This window comes from Streptomyces sp. NPDC045899, from assembly GCF_056431485.1.
The window spans coordinates 1-18,925 of sequence record NZ_JBWKKP010000002.1; the positions used below are offsets into that span (position 1 = coordinate 1).

Annotated in this window: 16 protein-coding genes and 2 riboswitches; of the genes, 8 read left to right on the forward strand and 8 right to left on the reverse strand. The window is 71.9% G+C overall.

Annotated elements, in window-relative coordinates; all coding sequences use genetic code 11:
• Positions 1–143 precede the first annotated feature (143 nt).
• From AC07FT_RS02505 to AC07FT_RS02520, 4 genes are read right to left on the reverse strand one after another with little or no spacing between them, the layout of a single operon-like run.
• Positions 144–1,691 (reverse strand): glycoside hydrolase family 3 protein, encoded by a 1,548-nt coding sequence (locus tag AC07FT_RS02505; RefSeq protein ID WP_479173389.1) that lies wholly within the window; start codon positions 1,689–1,691, stop codon positions 144–146.
• A 9-nt stretch (positions 1,692–1,700) separates the two neighbouring features.
• Positions 1,701–2,531 (reverse strand): carbohydrate ABC transporter permease, encoded by an 831-nt coding sequence (locus tag AC07FT_RS02510; protein WP_479173391.1) that lies wholly within the window; start codon positions 2,529–2,531, stop codon positions 1,701–1,703.
• The gene (locus tag AC07FT_RS02515) at positions 2,528–3,529 is read right to left on the reverse strand and encodes a carbohydrate ABC transporter permease (protein WP_479173393.1); all 1,002 of its coding nucleotides are present in this window, start codon (positions 3,527–3,529) and stop codon (positions 2,528–2,530) included. The genes AC07FT_RS02510 and AC07FT_RS02515 overlap by 4 nt, the downstream gene beginning before the upstream one ends.
• 4 nt (positions 3,530–3,533) lie before the next feature.
• Positions 3,534–4,805 (reverse strand): extracellular solute-binding protein, encoded by a 1,272-nt coding sequence (locus tag AC07FT_RS02520; protein ID WP_479173395.1) that lies wholly within the window; start codon positions 4,803–4,805, stop codon positions 3,534–3,536.
• 241 nt (positions 4,806–5,046) lie between these two features.
• Here AC07FT_RS02520 and AC07FT_RS02525 point away from each other — a divergent pair, with 241 nt between their 5' ends.
• The 3 genes from AC07FT_RS02525 (at position 5,047) to mctP (ending at position 7,979) form a co-directional block, all read left to right on the forward strand.
• Positions 5,047–5,835, forward strand: coding sequence for a GntR family transcriptional regulator (locus AC07FT_RS02525; protein WP_254738737.1), 789 nt, complete (start codon positions 5,047–5,049; stop codon positions 5,833–5,835).
• A 228-nt stretch (positions 5,836–6,063) separates the two neighbouring features.
• Positions 6,064–6,342, forward strand: a complete 279-nt coding sequence (locus AC07FT_RS02530; protein WP_479173397.1) for a DUF3311 domain-containing protein — start codon at positions 6,064–6,066, stop codon at positions 6,340–6,342.
• Entirely contained in the window at positions 6,339–7,979 is a 1,641-nt protein-coding gene (gene mctP / locus AC07FT_RS02535) for a monocarboxylate uptake permease MctP (RefSeq protein ID WP_471193855.1), read from the forward strand. Before AC07FT_RS02530 ends, mctP begins: the two co-directional genes overlap by 4 nt.
• Before the next feature lie 582 nt (positions 7,980–8,561).
• Here the strand turns inward: mctP and AC07FT_RS02540 are convergent.
• On the reverse strand, positions 8,562–8,876 hold the full coding sequence (locus AC07FT_RS02540) for a DMT family transporter (protein WP_479173399.1): 315 nt from the start codon (positions 8,874–8,876) through the stop codon (positions 8,562–8,564).
• Positions 8,877–8,911: 35 nt separating this feature from the next.
• Positions 8,912–8,973: riboswitch (guanidine-III (ykkC-III) riboswitch) on the reverse strand.
• Between the two features lie 58 nt (positions 8,974–9,031).
• Here AC07FT_RS02540 and AC07FT_RS02545 point away from each other — a divergent pair.
• Positions 9,032–9,532, forward strand: coding sequence for a GNAT family N-acetyltransferase (locus tag AC07FT_RS02545; RefSeq protein ID WP_479173401.1), 501 nt, complete (start codon positions 9,032–9,034; stop codon positions 9,530–9,532).
• 21 nt (positions 9,533–9,553) lie between these two features.
• On the opposite strand, the gene AC07FT_RS02550 is transcribed toward AC07FT_RS02545, so the two are convergent.
• From AC07FT_RS02550 to AC07FT_RS02560, 3 genes are read right to left on the reverse strand one after another with little or no spacing between them, the layout of a single operon-like run.
• Positions 9,554–11,011 (reverse strand): FGGY-family carbohydrate kinase, encoded by a 1,458-nt coding sequence (locus AC07FT_RS02550; protein WP_479173403.1) that lies wholly within the window; start codon positions 11,009–11,011, stop codon positions 9,554–9,556.
• Between the two features lie 39 nt (positions 11,012–11,050).
• On the reverse strand, positions 11,051–11,851 hold the full coding sequence (locus AC07FT_RS02555; RefSeq protein WP_479173405.1) for a DeoR/GlpR family DNA-binding transcription regulator: 801 nt from the start codon (positions 11,849–11,851) through the stop codon (positions 11,051–11,053).
• Positions 11,848–12,510: a histidine phosphatase family protein gene (locus AC07FT_RS02560; protein WP_471193862.1), complete on the reverse strand. Its 663-nt coding sequence runs from the start codon at positions 12,508–12,510 to the stop codon at positions 11,848–11,850. Before AC07FT_RS02560 ends, AC07FT_RS02555 begins: the two co-directional genes overlap by 4 nt.
• Before the next feature lie 94 nt (positions 12,511–12,604).
• Between AC07FT_RS02560 and AC07FT_RS02565 the strand changes: the two genes are divergently transcribed.
• The 4 genes from AC07FT_RS02565 (at position 12,605) to AC07FT_RS02580 (ending at position 18,907) form a co-directional block, all read left to right on the forward strand.
• Positions 12,605–13,666, forward strand: a complete 1,062-nt coding sequence (locus AC07FT_RS02565) for a 2-hydroxyacid dehydrogenase (protein ID WP_479173407.1) — start codon at positions 12,605–12,607, stop codon at positions 13,664–13,666.
• Positions 13,663–15,162 (forward strand): FGGY family carbohydrate kinase, encoded by a 1,500-nt coding sequence (locus AC07FT_RS02570; RefSeq protein ID WP_479173409.1) that lies wholly within the window; start codon positions 13,663–13,665, stop codon positions 15,160–15,162. Before AC07FT_RS02565 ends, AC07FT_RS02570 begins: the two co-directional genes overlap by 4 nt.
• Positions 15,163–15,227: 65 nt before the next feature.
• A riboswitch (cobalamin riboswitch) is annotated at positions 15,228–15,356 on the forward strand.
• A gap of 135 nt (positions 15,357–15,491) precedes the next feature.
• On the forward strand, positions 15,492–17,888 hold the full coding sequence (locus AC07FT_RS02575; protein ID WP_479173411.1) for a ribonucleoside-diphosphate reductase subunit alpha: 2,397 nt from the start codon (positions 15,492–15,494) through the stop codon (positions 17,886–17,888).
• Positions 17,879–18,907, forward strand: coding sequence for a ribonucleotide-diphosphate reductase subunit beta (locus tag AC07FT_RS02580; RefSeq protein WP_479173413.1), 1,029 nt, complete (start codon positions 17,879–17,881; stop codon positions 18,905–18,907). The genes AC07FT_RS02575 and AC07FT_RS02580 overlap by 10 nt, the downstream gene beginning before the upstream one ends.
• Positions 18,908–18,925 lie beyond the last annotated feature (18 nt).

The following is an 18,925-nucleotide window of genomic DNA, read 5'->3' on the forward strand; positions in this document are numbered from 1 at the left end:
CTCCAGGATCCGCCGCAACACCGCGGGCTGCTCGGCCATCTCACCGGACATGATCCGACCGGGACGGGAGTCGGGCCGGGCCGTCGGGGTGGCGGACATGACGGGTGCCTCCAGGTGGCTCTGCCGGGTGGTGCTCGGTGGAGTCATACCCCGGCCGCGGCGCCGACGATGACTTCCGCGGCCGCCCGTCCGCAGACCCGGGCGGCGCCGTGGGTCGCGATGTGCAGCGCCCCCGCGGGCGGCGCCTGGGGCACCCCCATCTCGACGACGACCGTGTCGGGCCGCGCGGCGAGCAGGGCGTCCAGGGCGTCGGCCATCCAGCGGTGCCGGTGGACGTCACGGACCACGGCGACGATCCTACGGTCCGCCGCCTGGTCGAGCATGTCGTCGATCAGGGCGGGGACACCGTCGGTCTCGGCGTCCTGGCGTCCGTGGGTGGCGGTCGTGGTGCCGGGCAGCAGCCGGGTGAGCTCGGCGGCCACGCCCCAGGGCGTCTCGTCGCCGACCGCGATGTTGGCCATCGGGGTGAGGGCCGCGACATGCGCGGGCCGGGTCGGCGGCCGGTACGCGCTACCGCCGGGGGTGATCCGCAGCGCCCGCCGGGCGGCGGCGAGCCCGATCCCGGGCGCGGGCTCGATCCCCTCCGCCGCGCCCGGTCCGCCGTGCCGCCGGGTCCACTCCCCCAGCGCCCGTACCCGCGCCGCGGCGTCGGCCAGCCGCTCCTCCGGCAGCCGGCCGTCGAGCACGGCGGCCACCAGCGCATCGCGCAGCCGGAGCACGGTGTCCTCGTCGGCGAGGCCGCCGCCCACGCAGATGGCGTCGGCGCCCGCGGCGACGGCCATCACACTGCCACGCTCCAGACCGTAGGCGTCGGAGACGGCCCGCATCTCCATGCCGTCCGTGACGATCAGACCGTCGAAGCCGAGGCCGCCGTCGGCGACGGGCCCGCGCAGCAGTCCGTGGAGCGCGGCCGGGCTGAGGGTGGCGGGGTGCTCCGGGTCGAGCGCGGGCAGCAGGATGTGGGCGCTCATCACCGCCTTGGTCCCGGCGGCCACGGCGGCCCGGAACGGCACCAGTTCACGCGTCGCCAGGGTGTCGAGTCCGGCGTCGATCCGCGGCAGCGCGTGGTGGGAGTCGACGGCGGTGTCACCGTGGCCGGGGAAGTGCTTGGTGCAGGCGGCGACCCCGGCGCTCTGGAGCCCCTCGACCCAGGCGGCGGTGTGCCGGGCGACGAGCCGGGGCCCGGCGCCGAAGGAGCGGACGCCGATGACCGGGTTGTCGGGGTTGGAGTTGACGTCGGCGGAGGGCGCCCAGTTGAGGGTGACCCCGCAGGCGGCGAGGCGGCGGCCCAGCTCCCGGGCGACGGCCCGGGTCAGATCGGGGTCGTCGACGGCCCCGAGGGCCAGATTGCCGGGGAAGGAGGAGCCGCCCCGCACCTCCAGCCGGGTGACATCGCCGCCCTCCTCGTCGATCGCCACCAGGACGTCGTCCCGTTCGGCGCGCAGCCGGGCGGTGAGCGCGGTGAGCTGTTCGGGCGAGGTGATGTTCCGGCCGAACAGCCCGACGGAGGCGAGCCCCTCACCGAGTCTGCGCAGCAGCCAGTCGGGGGCGGTGGTGCCGGTGAACCCGGGCTGGAGGACGGTCAGGGCGTCCCGGGTGAGGGTGACGGGGGTGTGTGCGAGGGTCGTCATAGCCGGGGTTCATCCCTTCACAGCGCCGGAAGTGAGCCCACCGACCGCCTTGCGTTGCAGGAACAGGAAGAGCAGCAGAATCGGTACGGCGAAGAGAGAGGCGGCCGCCATGGTGGCGCCCCAGTCGTCGCCGAAGTTGGTCTGGAAGCTGGACAGCCACAGCGGGAGGGTCTGGGCCCCGGCGTCCTTGTTGAGGATCAGCACCAGCGGGAACTCGTTCCAGGCGGTGATGAAGCCGAAGAGCGAGGTGGCCATCAGTCCGGGTGCCAGCAGCGGGAAGATCACCTTGGTGAACGCCTGCGTCCGGGTGCAGCCGTCGACCATCGCCGACTCCTCCAGCTCCCGGGGTACGGCGGCGATGTAGGAGCGCAGCGTGAGCACCGTGAACGGCAGGACCATCACCATGTAGAACAGGGTGAGGGGAACCAGGCTGTTCAGCATGTCGCCGTCGCGGACGAGCAGGTAGATGGCGATCACCATGACTTCCCAGGGCGCCATCTGCGCGATCATGAACGTCACCAGGAAGCCGCGCCGCCCCCGGAACCGCAGCCGGGCGAGCGCGAAGGACGCCAGCAGCGCGATCACCAGGGAGAGTGCGACCGCCGAGACGGTGACGGTGAGCGAGTTCCCCACCAGCGTCCAGAAGTGCTCCGCGCCCACGGCCGTTCCGAAGTGTTCGAAGGTGGCGGTGGCCGGGAACCACACCGGGTCCTCGGAGACGATGTCCGAGGCCGGTTTGAGGGCCGTACAGAACATCCAGTAGACGGGGAACGCGAAGCCGGCGAAGAGCACGACGGCGGTCGCGTTCGGCCACAGCCGGGCCAGTGGCGAGCGCTTCACAGCTCGTCCTCCTCCTTCCTGAGGGCGATACGGAGGTAGGAGGAGGTCAGGACCAGCAGGATCAGGATGGTGAGCAGCGAGATCGCGGCACCCATGCCGTAGTGCTGGTTGCCGACGCCCTCGACGAAGGCGTACACGGGAAGGGTTTCGGTGAGCCGGTCAGGACCGCCCTCGTTGATCGCGAACACCTGTGGGAACGCCTTGAAGACCCAGATGACTTCGAGGAAGGCCGTGGCGAGCAGGAAGGGCTTCAGGAAGGGCAGGGTCACCGAGGTGAAGCCGCGCCAGGCGCCCGCGCCGTCGAGCGCCGCGGCCTCGTAGAGCTCCCTGGGGATCGTGGTGGTGGCCGCGTAGAGGTTGAGCGCCACGAACGGGATCGACTGCCAGACGATCAGCACGGTGATGACGAAGAAGGTGGAGTACTGGCCGCCGGTCCAGTTGTAGTCCGCCATGGAGTGCGCGCCGAGCCGGTCCAGCACCCAGTTGACCACACCGAAGCGGGTGGCGAAGAGCCACTGGAAGACGGTGGTGGCGGCGATCACCGGCATCGCCCAGGCAAGCACCAGACCGGTCGAGAGCAGCAGCCGCATCCGGGTGCCGAGCCGGGCGAGCAGCAGTCCGACCAGGGTGCCCAGCACCATGATCAGCGCGACATTGACCCCGGTGAAGGCGACCGAGCGGCCGGTGACCCGCCAGAAGTCCTCGCTGCCCAGCGCCTCGCGGTAGTTGTCGACGCCGTTCCACTCGGTGAGGTGCTGGATCAGCTGCCGCATGTTCAGGTTCTGGAACGACAGCATGCCGTTCTTCACCAGCGGCCAGCCCAGCAGCGCGGCGGTCGCGGCCAGCGCGGGCAGGAGCAGCAGATAGGGCGCCGCACCGCGCCGCCGCCCGCGTCCGGACCGCCCCGCCGGAGGGGCGGTCCGGGACGGCGGCGCCGCTCCCCGGCGGACCCCGGCCGCGGCCGGTCCGGGGTCCTTGTGTTCGGTCGCGACAGCCACGGGCTCAGTTCTCCTGGCTGAGGCGCTTGTTCAGCTCGTCCTCGACCGACGCCGCGGCGTCCGCGGGGGACGTCCCCTTGAGCACGGCGGTCATATAGGACTTGACCGGGTTGGGGGCGTTCTCCACCGCGGCCCATTCCGGGATGAGCGGGGTGGTGCCGCCGGTCGCCACCGCGGGGGCGGCGGCCTCCGCGGCGGCGTTGCCCTTCAGCCGGTCCTGGAGGGACTCCTTGTTGGGGATCACCCCGCCCTCCTTGGCGAGCTGTCCCTCGAAGGTGTCGTTCAGCGCGATCTTCAGGAACTCCTTGGCCAGTTCCTGCTTCTCACTGCCCGCGGCCACGGCCAGATTGGAGCCGCCGAGGAAGACGCCCTCGGGCTTGTCCGCGGTCTCCCCGGGGATGGTGAAGTAGCCGATGTCCTTCTCGATCTTCGGATTGGCCTTGACGGCGATGGCCGCCTCCCAGCCCATCCCGATGAAGGCACCGGTCCTGCCCTTGGCGAAGACCTCGCCCTGCTGCGGGGTGGCCTCGTCCTTGTTCTCGGGGGCCTCGCTGAAGGACTGGTACTGCTTGTAGATGTCCATGGCCTTGGCGACCTTGGCGTCGGCCAGGTTGGAGACCCAGCGGCCGCCCTGCTTCTTCACCAGGTCGGCGCCGGTGCCGATGGTCAGTCCGTCGAAGAAGTACCAGTTCTGGCCCGGCAGGTAGAGCGGTTCGGCGTCGGTCTTGTCCCGGATGGTATCCAGAGCCCGGAAGAACTCGGAGCGGGTCTTCGGAACGCCCTTCAGCCCCGCCTCGGCCCAGATCTTCTTGTTGTAGAGGACCACGCGGTTGGCCGCGTACCAGGGGGCGGCGTACTGCTTGCCGTCGTACACCGCGGACTTGTTGAGCGACGGGGACCAGTCGGCGCCGATCGACTTCTTGAGGTCACCCAGTTCGGCGAGGCCCCCGGTGCGTGCGTAGGAGGGGGTCTGGGTGTTGCCGATCTCCAGGACGTCCGGCGGATCGGACTCCGAGAGCGCGGTGGTCACCTTCTGCTGGATGCCGTTCCACTGCTGGATCTCCAGCTTCAGCGTGGCGCCGGTCTTCTTCTCGAAAGCGGCCTTGACATCCTTCGTCCAGCCGTCCGGGGTGGATCCGTCCATCGCCCACACCGTCAGCGTCTCGCCCTTGAAACCGTCCGCTCCGGCCTTGTCGTCGCCGTCGCCGGACCCACAGGCCGCGACGCTCACCAGCATTGCCGCGACACCCGTCGCCGCTATGAGCCCACGCTTCACAGCACTCTCCTCAAAGGACCGGATGAGGGGTTTAATGGTTTAGACCAGTGCCCCGCAGCTTGGCCTAGACCTTTGGGGGTGTCAAGGGTGTATAAGAGTCGCCAACGGCTCCGTTACCGGACCGACATCTGTCGACATCCGCCCCGGGCCGCCGCCGGAGCGCGGGACCGTGCCACGATGTGAGCCGCTGAATTCGGAGGAGCCGGTGACGGCAGCAGACCAGGAGTCGGAAGGGCACGCGATGGAGACCGAGGGGGTTACGGCCACTGCCACCACACCCGCGGCCGAGAGCGGCAACAACTCCGGGGGGACCCGCACCGCGCGGGTACCGAAGTACTACCGGCTCAAGCGGCATCTGCTGGAGATGACCGAGACACTGCCACCGGGCACCCCGGTGCCCCCTGAGCGGACCCTGGCCGCCGAGTTCGACACCTCGCGCACCACCGTGCGCCAGGCCCTCCAGGAGCTGGTGGTCGAGGGGCGGCTGGAGCGGATCCAGGGCAAGGGCACCTTCGTGGCCAAGCCCAAGGTCTCCCAGGCCCTCCAACTGACCTCCTACACCGAGGACATGAAGGCCCAGGGGCTGGAACCCACCTCCCAGCTGCTGGACATCGGCTACGTCACGGCCGACGACCGGCTCGCCGGGCTGCTGGACATCGCCACCGGCGGCCGGGTGCTGCGGATCGAGCGGCTGCGGCTGGCCAGCGGTGAGCCGATGGCGATCGAGACCACCCATCTGTCGGCCAAGCGCTTCCCCGCGCTGCGCCGCAGCCTGGTCAAGTACACCTCGCTCTACACGGCCCTGGCCGAGGTCTACGACGTCCACCTGGCCGAGGCCGAGGAGACCATCGAGACCTCGCTCGCCACCCCGCGCGAGGCCGGGCTGCTGGGCACCGACGTCGGACTGCCGATGCTGATGCTCTCCCGGCACTCCCTGGACGCCTCCGGTGAGCCGGTGGAGTGGGTGCGCTCGGTCTACCGCGGCGACCGCTACAAGTTCGTGGCCCGGCTCCAGCGCCCGCGCGGCTGAGCCGACGGCCCACCGGCCCGGTGGGCCGTCCCGGGCCCCAGGCGGCCCTCCGGGCGCCGTACGGGCCCGAGTCGCGGATGAGGCCACTTCTTTCTCATACCGATATGCGGACGGGTAGTGACGACGGCCGGGCCGCGGGCTTAGATTTCCTGCTCATTACGTACATGATCAGCGTAGCGATCAGCCATAGACGCAGGTGATGAGCCGAGGGGACGGGAGCCCGCCACCATGTCCGACACATCTGATCCGACCGGTTCCCCCGGTGCGTCCGGCAGGAGACCGGTGGTCACGCCGACCCGCGTGGTGGTGGCCTTCTGCTTGATCGTGCCCTTCGTGGCGATGCTCTGGGTCGGCTCGTACGCCAAGGTCGAGCCCGCCTTCATCGGCATCCCGTTCTTCTACTGGTACCAGATGCTCTGGGTACCGGTCTCCGCCGTGCTGACCTCGGTGGCCTATGTGCTCGTCCGGCGTGAGCGGCGGGCACGCAAGGAGGGCGGATCGGCATGAAAGACGTGAACGGCGTCGCACTCGGCGTCTTCCTGTTCTTCTTCACGGCCGTCACGGTCATGGGCTTCCTGGCCGCCCGCTGGCGCGCCGCGGAGAACGCGAACAACCTCGACGAATGGGGTCTGGGCGGCCGCAGCTTCGGCACCTGGATCACGTGGTTCCTGCTCGGCGGCGACCTCTACACCGCGTACACCTTCGTCGCCGTCCCGGCGGCGATCTACGCGGCCGGGGCGTCCGGGTTCTTCGCGGTCCCGTACACGATCCTGGTCTACCCGCTGATCTTCACCTTCCTGCCCCGGCTGTGGTCGGTGTCGCACAAGCACGGGTACGTGACCACCTCGGACTTCGTCCGCGGCCGGTTCGGCTCCAAGGGCCTCTCACTGGCCGTCGCGGTCACCGGCATCCTCGCCACCATGCCGTACATCGCCCTCCAACTCGTCGGCATCCAGGCGGTGCTGGACGTGATGGGCGTCGGCGGCGGCGAGAACACCAACTGGTTCATCAAGGACCTGCCGCTGCTGATCGCCTTCGGTGTGCTCGCGGCGTACACCTACTCCTCCGGGCTGCGCGCCCCCGCGCTGATCGCCTTCGTCAAGGACACCCTGATCTACATCGTCATCACGGTGGCGATCATCTACATCCCGATCAAGCTGGGTGGCTTCGACGACATCTTCGCGAAGGCGGGCGCCGCCCTCTCGCAGGAGAATCCCACCACCGGGCAGCCACGCGGCGCGCTGGCCAGCGGGGAGAAACAGCAATGGGCGTACGCCACGCTGGCCCTGGGCTCGGCGCTCGCGCTGTTCATGTACCCGCACTCGATCACCGCGACGCTCTCCAGCCGCAGCCGTGAGGTGATCCGCCGCAACACCACCATCCTGCCGCTGTACTCACTGATGCTGGGTCTGCTGGCGCTGCTGGGCTTCATGGCGATCGCGGCCGGGGTGAAGGTGGACAACGGCCAGCTGGCCATTCCACAGCTGTTCGAGGACATGTTCCCGGACTGGTTCACCGGTGTGGCCTTCGCCGCCATCGGCATCGGCGCGCTGGTCCCGGCGGCCATCATGTCGATCGCCGCGGCGAACCTGTTCACCCGCAACATCTACAAGGACTTCATCAAACCGGACGCCACGCCCGAGCAGGAGACCAAGGTCTCCAAGCTGGTCTCGCTGATGGTGAAGGTGGGTGCGCTGGTCTTCGTCCTGGGGATGGACAAGACGGTCGCGATCAACTTCCAGCTGCTGGGCGGCATCTGGATCCTCCAGACCTTCCCGGCCCTGGTGGGCGGGTTGTTCACCCGCTGGTTCCACCGCTGGGCGCTGCTGGCGGGCTGGGCGGTCGGCATGGTCTACGGCACGCTCGCCGCCTATGGCGTGCCCAGCCCGGTCAACCCCGACCAGAAGCACTTCGGCGGCAGCTCGAAGGAGATCCCGGGCATCGGGGAGATCGGCTACATCGGTCTCACCGCGTTCGTCCTCAACGTGGTGGTCACCGTGGTCCTGACGCTGGTCCTGCGGGCGGTCAAGGCGCCGGACGGCGTGGACGAGACCTCCCCGTCCGACTACACGGCGGACGCGGGCGACCCGGGCGTCGAGGCCGAGCTGCCCCCGGCGACGGCGGGCGCCCCCGGCGGCCACTGACCCTCTCCCCCGTCCCCACCGGCCGCCGCCTCCCTCCCCGGGAGGCGGCGGTCCTGTGCGTGCCGGGGCCGCGCGGCGCTGCCCCGGGCACCTCGCGCGGCCGTGCGAGACCGTCACGCGGCCGGACGCGGGACGTGCGCGGCCCTGCGGGCACGGCACGCGGTCATGCCGGCGCGTCGGCCGCGCACCGCCGCGGCGCTGCACGGCCCGCCGCACCGCCGACCGGGCCCGACACCGGGCCCGGCGCGAGGTCGTCCCGCAGCCGTGCACCGCATATCGCACCGCCGCATGAGGCCCTGTCACCGGGCCGCGCGGGGCTGTCGCGCGGCCGTGAACGGCCCGTCACCGGGCCGCGAGGGCCCGCGGCGGGCACATCGCTCGTCCACGCGGGACCGACCCGCGGCCGTCGCGAGCATCACGGGCCCGCCGCACGGCCGAGCGGGCCGTCGCGGGGAGGCGGGCCGGTGCTCCCGCGCAGCCACGCGGAACATCACGGGCTCCGCGCGACCGTTGCGCGGCCGAGCGCGGCCCCGCAACGGTGTGCCGGACCGCACGCGCCGCGCGCGGTCGTCGTGCGGCGCGTCAGTGGAGGAGCTTCAGACCCAGCACACCGGCGACGATCAGCAGCAGACAGACGATACGGGCGACGCTCACCGGGTCGCCCAGGGCGGCCATGCCGTAACCGGCGGTGCCCACCACCCCGATGGCGACCCACACCGCGTAGCCGGTGCCCAGCGGCACCGAGCGCATCGCGTAGGACAGACCGGCCATGCTCAGCATGGCGGCGATGGCGAACAGAACGCTGGGGCGGAATCGGCTGAAGCCGTGTGACGCGGCGAGCGCCGCGGCCCAGACGGTCTCCAGAAGACCGGACAGCACCAGAATGACCCATGCCATGACGGGGACACCTCACGCAGTAGCAGACTTCGCTGACTGCGCCGTCTTGTCCTGACCGGGTACGACGCGCTCGTCCGGGGTGCCCGGGGGCATCCGCTGTCCATTGAACACGAACCGGGGAGCCGGACGGTGGTGAGGTCGGGCACACTGCGGGCATGGACATCACGGTGCGGCGGGCACGGGACGAGGAGCTGGACGAGGTCGGCGAGATGACCGCGGCGGTCTACCTCGGCGACGATCTGCTCGACTTCGGGGCCGAGGACCCCTATCTGGAGGATCTGCGGGACGCCCGGGGGCGGGCCGGGGAGTCCGAGGTGCTGGTCGCCACGGACTCCGCCGGCGGGACGGTGCTGGGGGCACTGGCCTTCGCCGCGTACGGGGCGCCGTACTCCCAGCGGTCCCGGCCGGGCGAGGGCGAGTTCCGGATGCTCGCGGTGCGCCACGAGGCGCGGCGCCGCGGGGTGGCGGAGGCGCTGGTGCGGGCGTGCATGGACAAGGCGCGGGCGCTGGGTCTTCAGGGGATCGTGATCTCCAGCCATCCGAAGATGACCACCGCCCACCGGCTCTACGGACGGCTGGGGTTCGTCCGCGCCCCGGAGCGGGACTGGGAGCCGGTGCCGGGCATGCGGATCTGGGCCTTCACGGTGGCGCTGTAGCGCCCGGAGCGTCGCCCGTGGTCAGCCCAGCCAGCCGCGTTCGCGCAGCGCGGCGGTGAAGGCGGCGTAGGAGTCCTCCAGGGCCGCGCGTTCCGTCCCGTCCGGCTCGATGTCCCGCCCGGTGCGGACCATCGCCGCGGCGGCGGTGGCGAGGTCGGGGTGGAGGGTGCCGGAGGCGGCCAGCAGGGCGGCGCCGAAGGCCGTCTCGGCGTGGTCGGCCACCCGCAGCGGGCGGCCGAGGACGGTGGCGCGGATCCGGGTCCACAGCGGGCTGCGGCTGCCGCCGCCCGCCGCCCACAGCGGTCCCTCGACCGTGACGCCCAGCTCCCGCACCCGGTCCAGCGCCAGGCGCTCCAGGAAGGCGACGCCCTCCAGCGCGGCGCGGTGGGCGTCGGCGTCCCCGTCCGGGGTGCCGCGGACGAAGCCGCGGGCCGCACCGCTGACGAACGGGAAGCGCTCGCCCTCGCGGCGCAGCGGATAGGCGATCACGGAGGCCGGGCCGCGGTCGGCGGCGGCCCGGTCGAGCGCGGGCAGCCGGTCCGCCGGGACGTGGGCCAGTGCCTCGCCGCCGGTGTTGGAGGCGCCGCCGGGCAGCCACCAGCCGTCGGGGTGACGGTGGCTGTAGAGGGCGCCGGAGGGGTCGGTGACCAGGTCGCGGGTGACGCCCTTGAGGACGTAGGTGGTGCCCAGGATCCCGGCGAACTGGCCCGGCCGCACCGCGCCGGTGGCCAGTTGTCCGGCGCAGCCGTCGGTCATCCCGAGCCGGACCGCGCATCCGGCGGGGAGGCCGGTCTCCGCGGCGGCTTCCGGGCAGACGGTACCGACGGCGGTGGCCGGTGGCCGGACCGGCGGCAGCCAGTCGGCGGGGATCCCGAGGGCGGTCAGGACCTCCTCCGGCCAGCCGCCCTCGCGCGGGTCGTAACCGCTCTTGAGCGCATGGCTCCAGTCGGTGGCCACCGGCCCGCCGGTCAGCCGGCGGCCGATGAGGTCGGGGGTGTGGAGGACGCCCCGCGCGGGACCGCTCCCCCGGCCGGAGTCCTCGGCCAGCCAGGCGATCCGGCCCAGCGCGGCGGTCGGGCCGACGGAGAGGCCGAGCGCGTGCCAGCGGTCGGCGCCGAGCTCCTGGGCGCGGGCGCTGAACGCGGCGCCGCGGCGGTCGTCGTACATCAGGGCCGGACCGGTCGGCTCCCCCGCGCCGTCCACGGGGACGATCGTGCCGGAGGTGGCGGACGTGGCGACGGCCACCACTTCCCGGCCGCCCGCGGGGAGGGCCGTGGTGGCCTGCCGCAGGGCGGCGGCGGCAGCGGGCCACCAGGACCCGGCCGGCTGTTCGCTGTGGCCGCCCGGACCGCGGTGCGGCGTCGGCAGGGTCGCGCGGCCCTCGGCCCGTACCCGGCCGGCCGCGTCGACGCACAGCACCCGTACCGCCGCCGTGGCGATGTCGATCCCGACGACGGCCTCACCCATCACATCACGCATGCCCGTTAAATTAACATGCTGGATGTGATTTCGGAGGGGTCAGATACCGGTCGGTGCCACCCGGACGTCGGTGCGCTCCCGCAACTCCGTGAGCAGCGACGGCTCCACCGCGCCGTCCACCACCAGATGGTCGAAGTCATCCACCGGGCACAGCCGGTGGAGCGCGGTCCGCCTGGTCTTGGAGGCGTCCATCAGCAGCACCTTGCGGTGCCCGGCGGCCAGCATGGCCCGTTTGACCATCACCACGTCCTGCTCCTGGTGGTACGTGGTGCGCGCGTCCATCGCCGAGGTGGACACCAGCACCATGTCCACCGACAGCGCCTCGATGGCCTCCGCGCACGGCACCCCGAGGAAGGAGTCATGGGTGTGCGAGTACTCCCCGCCGAGCCCGATCAGCCGTGTCTGCGGCACCCCGGCGAAGACCTCCACCACCCGCCGCGCGTTGGTCACCACGGTCAGCGGGACGGCCGCCACCAGCAGCCGGGCCAGTGCGAGCGCGCTGGTGGAGTCGTCCAGCATCACCGACATACCGGGTTCGACGAGCTCTGCGGCGGCGGCCGCGACCGCCTCCTTCTCAGCCCGGTTGACGCCCATCCGGTAGTCCAGGCTGGACTCGAAGACCGACGAGGGCAGCGCCGAGACCCCGCCCCGGAACTTGCGCACCACGCCGAGCCGCGCGAGTTCGTCGAGGTCCCGGTGGACCGTCATCAGGCTGACGCCGGTCAGCTCGGCCAGCTCCGCGGCGGTGGCGGTGGAGCGTTCGAGCACGTACTCGGTGATGGTCTGCCTGCGGGCGTCCTGGGAGCGGGCGGAGCCGCCCGGGGTGCCGGTGGAGGTCATGCCGGGGATTCTTCCGTACCGCCCGCGGGGCCGCGCCCGGCGGGGACGTCGCGCCCGGTGGGGACGTTCAGGGAACGCAGCGCGGTGCGGTCGCCGGTGAGCTCGATCTCGGTCACCGCCGCGTTGTCCAGCCGCGGGAAGACCTCGCGGTAGCGGCCGGGGCGGATGCCGAGCAGGGCGCACAACGCGGTGCGCAGCAGGGTGTTGTGCGCGACGACGAGCACCGTGCGCCCCGGGTGCGCGGCGGCCAGGGCGCGCAGCGCGGCGGCGGCGCGCCGCCCGGCCGCGCCCGGCGGCTCCGAACCGGGGAAGGCGCCGGTCTCGGCGTCCTCGCGGAACGCCCTTACCGCCGCCGGGTCCTCGGCCTCCATCTCGGCGATGGTGCGGCCCTCGCCCCAGCCGAAGTCGACCTCGCGCAGCTCCTCGACGACCTGGGGTGCCAGGCCCAGCGCCTCGGCCGCGGGGGCGGCGGTGAGCCGGGCGCGGCTCAGCGGGGAGCAGGCGACCGCGTCCACCCCGCGCTCCCCCGCCCAGCGGGCGAGCGCGGCGGCCTGGCGGTGGCCGCGCCCGGTCAGGGCCACGTCCGAGATCCCGGCGTAGCGGTTCTCCGCGTGCCAGACGGTCTCGCCGTGGCGTACCAGCAGCAGTCGGGTGGTCATCCGGGCGCCTCCCACGCGTCGGCCATTGCCTGATCAAGCCAGGGATGTTAAATCTAGCATCGTTCATGTGATGTATCGCCGAAGGAAGGCCCTTATGCGCGTCCTCGCCGCCGGAGACCACTTCGTCACCCCCGAGCTGATCGCCGAGGCCCTCCACGACCGGATCGGCCCGGCGGACCGGGCGCTGGAGATCGCCGAGCTGACCCTGCCCTGGCCCCATGAGCCGTTCGGCCCGGTGGGCGGGGTGACCGAGGCCAGCGGCACCGAGGAGGAGCTCATCGAGGCACTCACCGGCGCCGAGGTGTGTGTGACACAGATGGCGCCGTTCACCGCGGAGGTCTTCGCCGCCCGCCCCGGACTGCGTCTGGTCGCCGTCTCCCGCGGCGGCCCGGTCAATGTCGACCTGGCCGCGGCCACCCGCGCGGGGGTCGCCGTCAGCTTCGCCCCGGGCCGCAACGCCGCTGCCGCCGCCGAGTTCGCGATCGGCATGATGCTCGCCGCGATGCGGCGCGTCCCCGCGGCCGACGCCGAACTGCGCGCCGGGCGCTGGCGCGGCGACCTCTACGCGTACGAGGAGGCCGGAATCGAGCTGGACGGGGCCAACGTCGGGCTGGTGGGCTACGGGGCCATCGGCCGGATCGTCTCCCGGGTGCTGCGCGCCTTCGGTGCCCGGGTGCTGGTCGCGGACCCCTACACGGATCCGGAGGCCGCCCGCGCCGATGGGGTCGAACCGGTCGGCCTGGACGAACTCCTCGACCGCAGCGAGGTGGTGAGCCTGCACGCCCGGCTGACCCCGGAGACCCGCCATCTGCTGAACGCCGAGCGGATCGCGCGGATGAGGCCCGGCGCCGTCCTGGTCAACACCGCGCGCGGCGGACTCCTGGACTACGCCCCGCTGCCCGAGGCGCTGCGCAGCGGGCGGCTGGGCGCCCTGGCGCTGGACGTCTACGACGTCGAACCGCCGCCCGCCGACTGGCCGCTGCACTCCGCGCCGAACGTCGTCACCACCCCGCACCTGGCCGGGGCGACCCGGCAGACCGCCCACCGCGCGGCCGCCATCACCGCGGCCGAGGTCGCCCGGTACGTACGCGGCGAGAAACTCGCCCACCCCGCCCTCCCCGCCAACCTCGATGCCACGGAGGCCCGTACGCCATGAGCACCGACCGGGTGATGATCGGAGTCGATATCGGCACATCGGTCACCAAGGCCGTGGCCTTCGGCCGGGACGGGCGGGCCATCGCGTCCGCGAGCCGCCCCAGCCGGCTGGACCGGCGGCCTGGGGGCCGGGTCGAACAGGACCTGGAGGACGTGCTGCGCACCGTGGCCGAGGTGTGCCGCGAGGTCGCCGCCGCCCTGCCCGCGCCTCCCGTCGCACTCGCCCTGACCGGCCAGGGGGACGGGCTGTGGCTGCGCGACGCGGCGGGCCGGGCGGTGCGTCCGCCGATCTCGTGGATGGACGGCAGGGCGGCGGAGACAGTGGCCCGCTGGCGCGCGGACGGCACCCTGCGGGCGCTGTGGGCCCGTACCGGTTCGGGGGTGTTCCCCGGCTGCCACGCCCCGCTGCTGGCCTGGCTCGCCGAGCATGAACCGCGGTCGCTGGAGCGGGCCGAGGTCGCGGGCTACTGCGTGGACGCGGTCGCCCAGCGGCTGACCGGGGTGATCGGGGTGGACGCCTCCGATGCCTCGCTGCCGTTCCTCGATGTCACCACCCGCCGCTATGTCCGCGACGCGCTGGAGATGTGCGGAATCGCCGGGTACGCACGGCTGTTGCCGGAGCCCGCCGCGCCCGGGGCACTCGCCCCGCTGCACGAGGAGGGCGCCCGGCTGCTCGGGCTCCCGGCCGGACTCCCGGTCGCCGCGGGCCCCTACGACCTGCCCGCCTGCGCCATCGGCAGCGGGGTGCGGGAGCGGGGCGACGGACTGCTGATCGTGGGCACCACCCTGGCCTGCCAGGTGCTGACCGACGACGCCCGGATCGACCCGGCCGCCGATCCGGCCGGGATGTGGCTGTGCACCCCCGACCCCACACGCTGGCTGCGGGCGATGCCCGCGATGGTCGGCACCGCGGCCCTGGAATGGGCGCTGGAGTTCACCGGGGCCACCACCGCCGGCCTCGACGGGATACTGGCCGACAGCCCGCCCGGCGCCCGTGGAGTCACCGCACTGCCGTTCCTGTCCGGGGCGGGCGAGCGGGCGCCGTTCGTCGAACCCGCCGCCCAGGGACGGCTCGACGGGCTCACCCTCGCCTCGACCCGCGCCGACGCGGTCCGCGCGGTCTGCGAGTCCATCGCCTACGCCGCCCGGCACTGCCTGGAGGCGGCCGGGCTCTCCGCGAGCCTGGCGCTGTGCGGCGGCGGCACCCGGTCCCGGGCCTGGACCCAGTTGTTCGCGGATGTCATCGGCCGTCCGGTGCGGATCCCCGGGGAGCCCGAAGTGGGGGCGCGCGGCGCGGTCGTGGTCGCCTGGGAGAGCCTCGGTGAGCCGGTCGACCCGGAGCGCTGGCAGGCCGACACACGCACCGTCACACCCGATCCGGACCGCCGTGAGACCTTCGAACACGGCTACGCCGACTACCGCTCCCGGCTTGCCCACGCCCTGGCCGGCTGGCGGGAAAAGGCCCGGGAACAGCGGACGGAGGCCACCCCGCAATAGCACATACGTGGGAAACTCCCCCGTGGGCGACACAAGATGTGGGGGCGCGTGCGTCGGCCGACACAAGATGTATGCTCGTCCTCGCTGTCGACGCAGGGGAATCCGGTGGGAATCCGGAACTGTCCCGCAACGGTGTACGTGTGCGCATATGTGTACCCGTGAGTCCGATGACCTGCCGACGGCCGTCTGAATACGTCCGGGCCTCGCGGGTTGGGCCGTTGGACGCTGCGCGGTATGCGTTCGTACGGTAGTGCGAATTCGTCATGCCCGTACGCGGCCTTCGCTCCCCATCCCTCCTGGCCCCCAGCCGAGCGAGGGAGAACACTTCAGTGACCATCGCGCCCGCCGACCCGGTTTCAGAGGCAGCGGCTTCCCAGGCAGTGGCCGACGCGCCCGGTACCGCGCTGCTGCGGACCCTCACCGGGCTCACCGCCGACCTGCCCGCCACCGACCCCGGCAAAGTCGCGGCCGCCGCCCTGCGCGGCCGCCATCCCGGCTCGGACGAGGCGGAGTTGCGCACCCTGGCGACCGAGGCGGCGGCCGGGCTGATCGCGGAGGAGCCGGAGTACTCCCGGCTGGCCGCGCGGCTGCTGGCCCTGACGATCACCGAGGAGGCGGCCGGGCAGGGCGCGGTCTCCTTCTCGTCCTCGGTCGCGGTGGGCCACCGCGAGGGCCTGATCGCCGACAGCACCGCCGAGTTCGTCACCACCCATGCCGCCCGGCTGGACGCGCTGGTGGAGCGGGCGCTGGCGGACGGCGCCGACAAGCGCTTCGGCTACTTCGGACTGCGCACCCTGTACAGCCGCTACCTGCTGCGCCACCCGATCACCCGTCAGGTCATCGAGACCCCGCAGCACTTCCTCCTCCGGGTCGCCTGCGGTCTGGCCGAGAACCTCGGCGAGCGGGCCCTGGACGAGGTCGCCGAGCTGTACCGGCTCACCAGCACCCTGTCCTACCTGCCCAGCTCCCCCACGCTGTTCAACTCCGGCACCCGGCACCCGCAGATGTCCTCGTGCTACCTGCTGGACTCGCCGCTGGACGAGCTGGACTCCATCTACAACCGCTACCACCAGGTCGCGCGGCTGTCGAAGCACGCGGGCGGCATCGGTCTGTCCTACTCCCGCATCCGGGCCCGCGGTTCGCTGATCCGCGGCACCAACGGGCACTCCAACGGCATCGTGCCGTTCCTGCGCACGCTGGACGCCTCGGTGGCCGCCGTCAACCAGGGCGGCCGGCGCAAGGGCGCGGCCTGTGTCTACCTGGAGACCTGGCACGCGGACATCGAGGAGTTCCTGGAGCTGCGGGACAACACCGGTGAGGAAGCCCGCCGCACCCACAACCTCAACATCGCCCACTGGATCCCGGACGAGTTCATGCGCCGCGTCGAGGCGGACGCCGACTGGTCGCTGTTCTCCCCGGCCGACGCGCCGCAGCTGGTGGACCTGTGGGGCGAGGAGTTCGACGCCGCGTACCGCAGGGCCGAGGCCGAGGGCCGCGCCGTCAAGCAGGTCCCGGCGCGCCAGCTCTACGCCCGGATGATGCGCACGCTCGCGCAGACCGGCAACGGCTGGATGACGTTCAAGGACGCCGCCAACCGCACCGCCAACCAGACCGCCGAGCCCGGCAAGGTCGTCCACTCCTCCAACCTCTGCACCGAGATCCTGGAGGTCACCGACGACGGCGAGACCGCCGTGTGCAACCTGGGGTCGGTCAACCTCGCGGCCCACCTGGGCGAGAACGGTCAGATGGACTGGGACCGGCTGGACGCCACCGTCCGCACCGCCGTGACCTTCCTCGACCGCGTGGTGGACATCAACTTCTACCCCACGGACGAGGCCGGGACCTCCAACTCCCGCTGGCGTCCGGTGGGTCTGGGCCTGATGGGCCTCCAGGACGTCTTCTTCCGGCTGCGGCTGCCGTTCGACTCCCCCGAGGCGAAGCAGCTCTCCACCCGGATCTCCGAGCGCATCATGCTCGCCGCGTACGAGGCGTCCTGTGACCTCGCCGAGCGGCACGGCCCGCATCCGGCCTGGTCCGCGACGCGCACCGCACGCGGTGTGCTGCACCCGGACCACTACACGGACGCGGTGGCCACCTGGCCGGAGCGCTGGGAGGCCCTGCGGCAGCGGATGGCGAAGTCCGGGATGCGGAACTCGCTGCTGCTGGCCATCGCGCCGACCGCGACCATCGCCTCGATCGCCGGTGTCTACGAGTGCATCGAGCCGCAGGTCTCCAACCTCTTCAAGCGCGAAACCCTCAGCGGTGAGTTCCTCCAGGTCAACTCCTACCTGATCGACGACCTGAAGAAGCTGGGCGTCTGGGACGCGCAGACCCGTGAGGCGCTGCGCGAGTCCAACGGCTCGGTCCAGGACTTCTCCTGGGTGCCCGCGGACGTCCGGGCGCTGTACCGCACCGCCTGGGAGGTTCCGCAGCGCGCCCTGATCGACATGGCCGCGGCCCGTACGCCGTACCTCGACCAGAGCCAGTCGCTGAACCTGTTCATGGCCTCGCCGACCATCGGCAAGCTCAGCTCGATGTACGCGTACGCCTGGAAGCAGGGCATCAAGACCACGTACTACCTGCGTTCGCGCCCGGCGACCCGGATCGCCCAGTCGGCGCGCGGTGGCGCGGCCGCCGCCACCATCCCCGTCCAGCAGGCGCCCGCCGACGAGGACGCCATCGCCTGTTCCCTGGAGAACCCCGAGTCCTGCGAGGCATGCCAGTGACAACCGCCCCCGACCGTCCGAAGAACCTGCTCGACCCCGGCTTCGAGCTCACCCTCCGGCCGATGCGGTACCCGGACTTCTACGACCGCTACCGCGACGCGATCAAGAACACCTGGACGGTGGAGGAGGTCGACCTCCACTCGGACGTGGCCGACCTCGCCAAGCTCTCCCCGGGTGAGCAGCACCTGATCGGCCGCCTGGTCGCGTTCTTCGCGACCGGCGACTCGATCGTGTCCAACAACCTGGTGCTGACGCTCTACAAGCACATCAACTCCCCCGAGGCGCGGCTGTACCTGTCGCGGCAGCTCTTCGAGGAGGCCGTGCACGTCCAGTTCTATCTGACGCTGCTGGACACCTACCTCCCCGATCCGGACGACCGCGCCGCGGCCTTCGCGGCCGTGGAGAAGATCCCCTCCATCCGGGAGAAGGCGGAATTCTGCTTCCGCTGGATGGACTCGGTGGAGAAGCTGGACCAGTTGGAGACCAGGGCCGACCGGCGCCGCTTCCTGCTCAACCTGATCTGCTTCGCCGCCTGCATCGAGGGGCTGTTCTTCTACGGCGCCTTCGCCTACGTCTACTGGTTCCGCTCGCGCGGGCTGCTGCACGGCCTGGCGACCGGCACCAACTGGGTGTTCCGCGACGAGTCGATGCACATGGAGTTCGCCTTCTCGGTGGTGGACACCGTCCGCCAGGAGGAGCCCGACCTCTTCGACGACGAACTCGAGCACCAGGTCACCGAGATGCTCAAGGAGGCCGTCGAGGCGGAGCTCCAGTTCGCCCGCGACCTGTGCGGGGACGGGCTGCCGGGGATGAACACCGCCTCGATGAAGGAGTACCTCGAGTGCGTGGCCGACCAGCGCCTGGCGCGCCTCGGCTTCCCCACCGTCTTCGGCTCGGAGAACCCGTTCTCCTTCATGGAGCTCCAGAACGTCCAGGAGCTGACCAACTTCTTCGAGCGGCGGCCCTCCGCGTACCAGGTCGCGGTCGAGGGTTCGGTCTCCTTCGACGACGAGTTCTGACCGTCCGACCCACCGCGT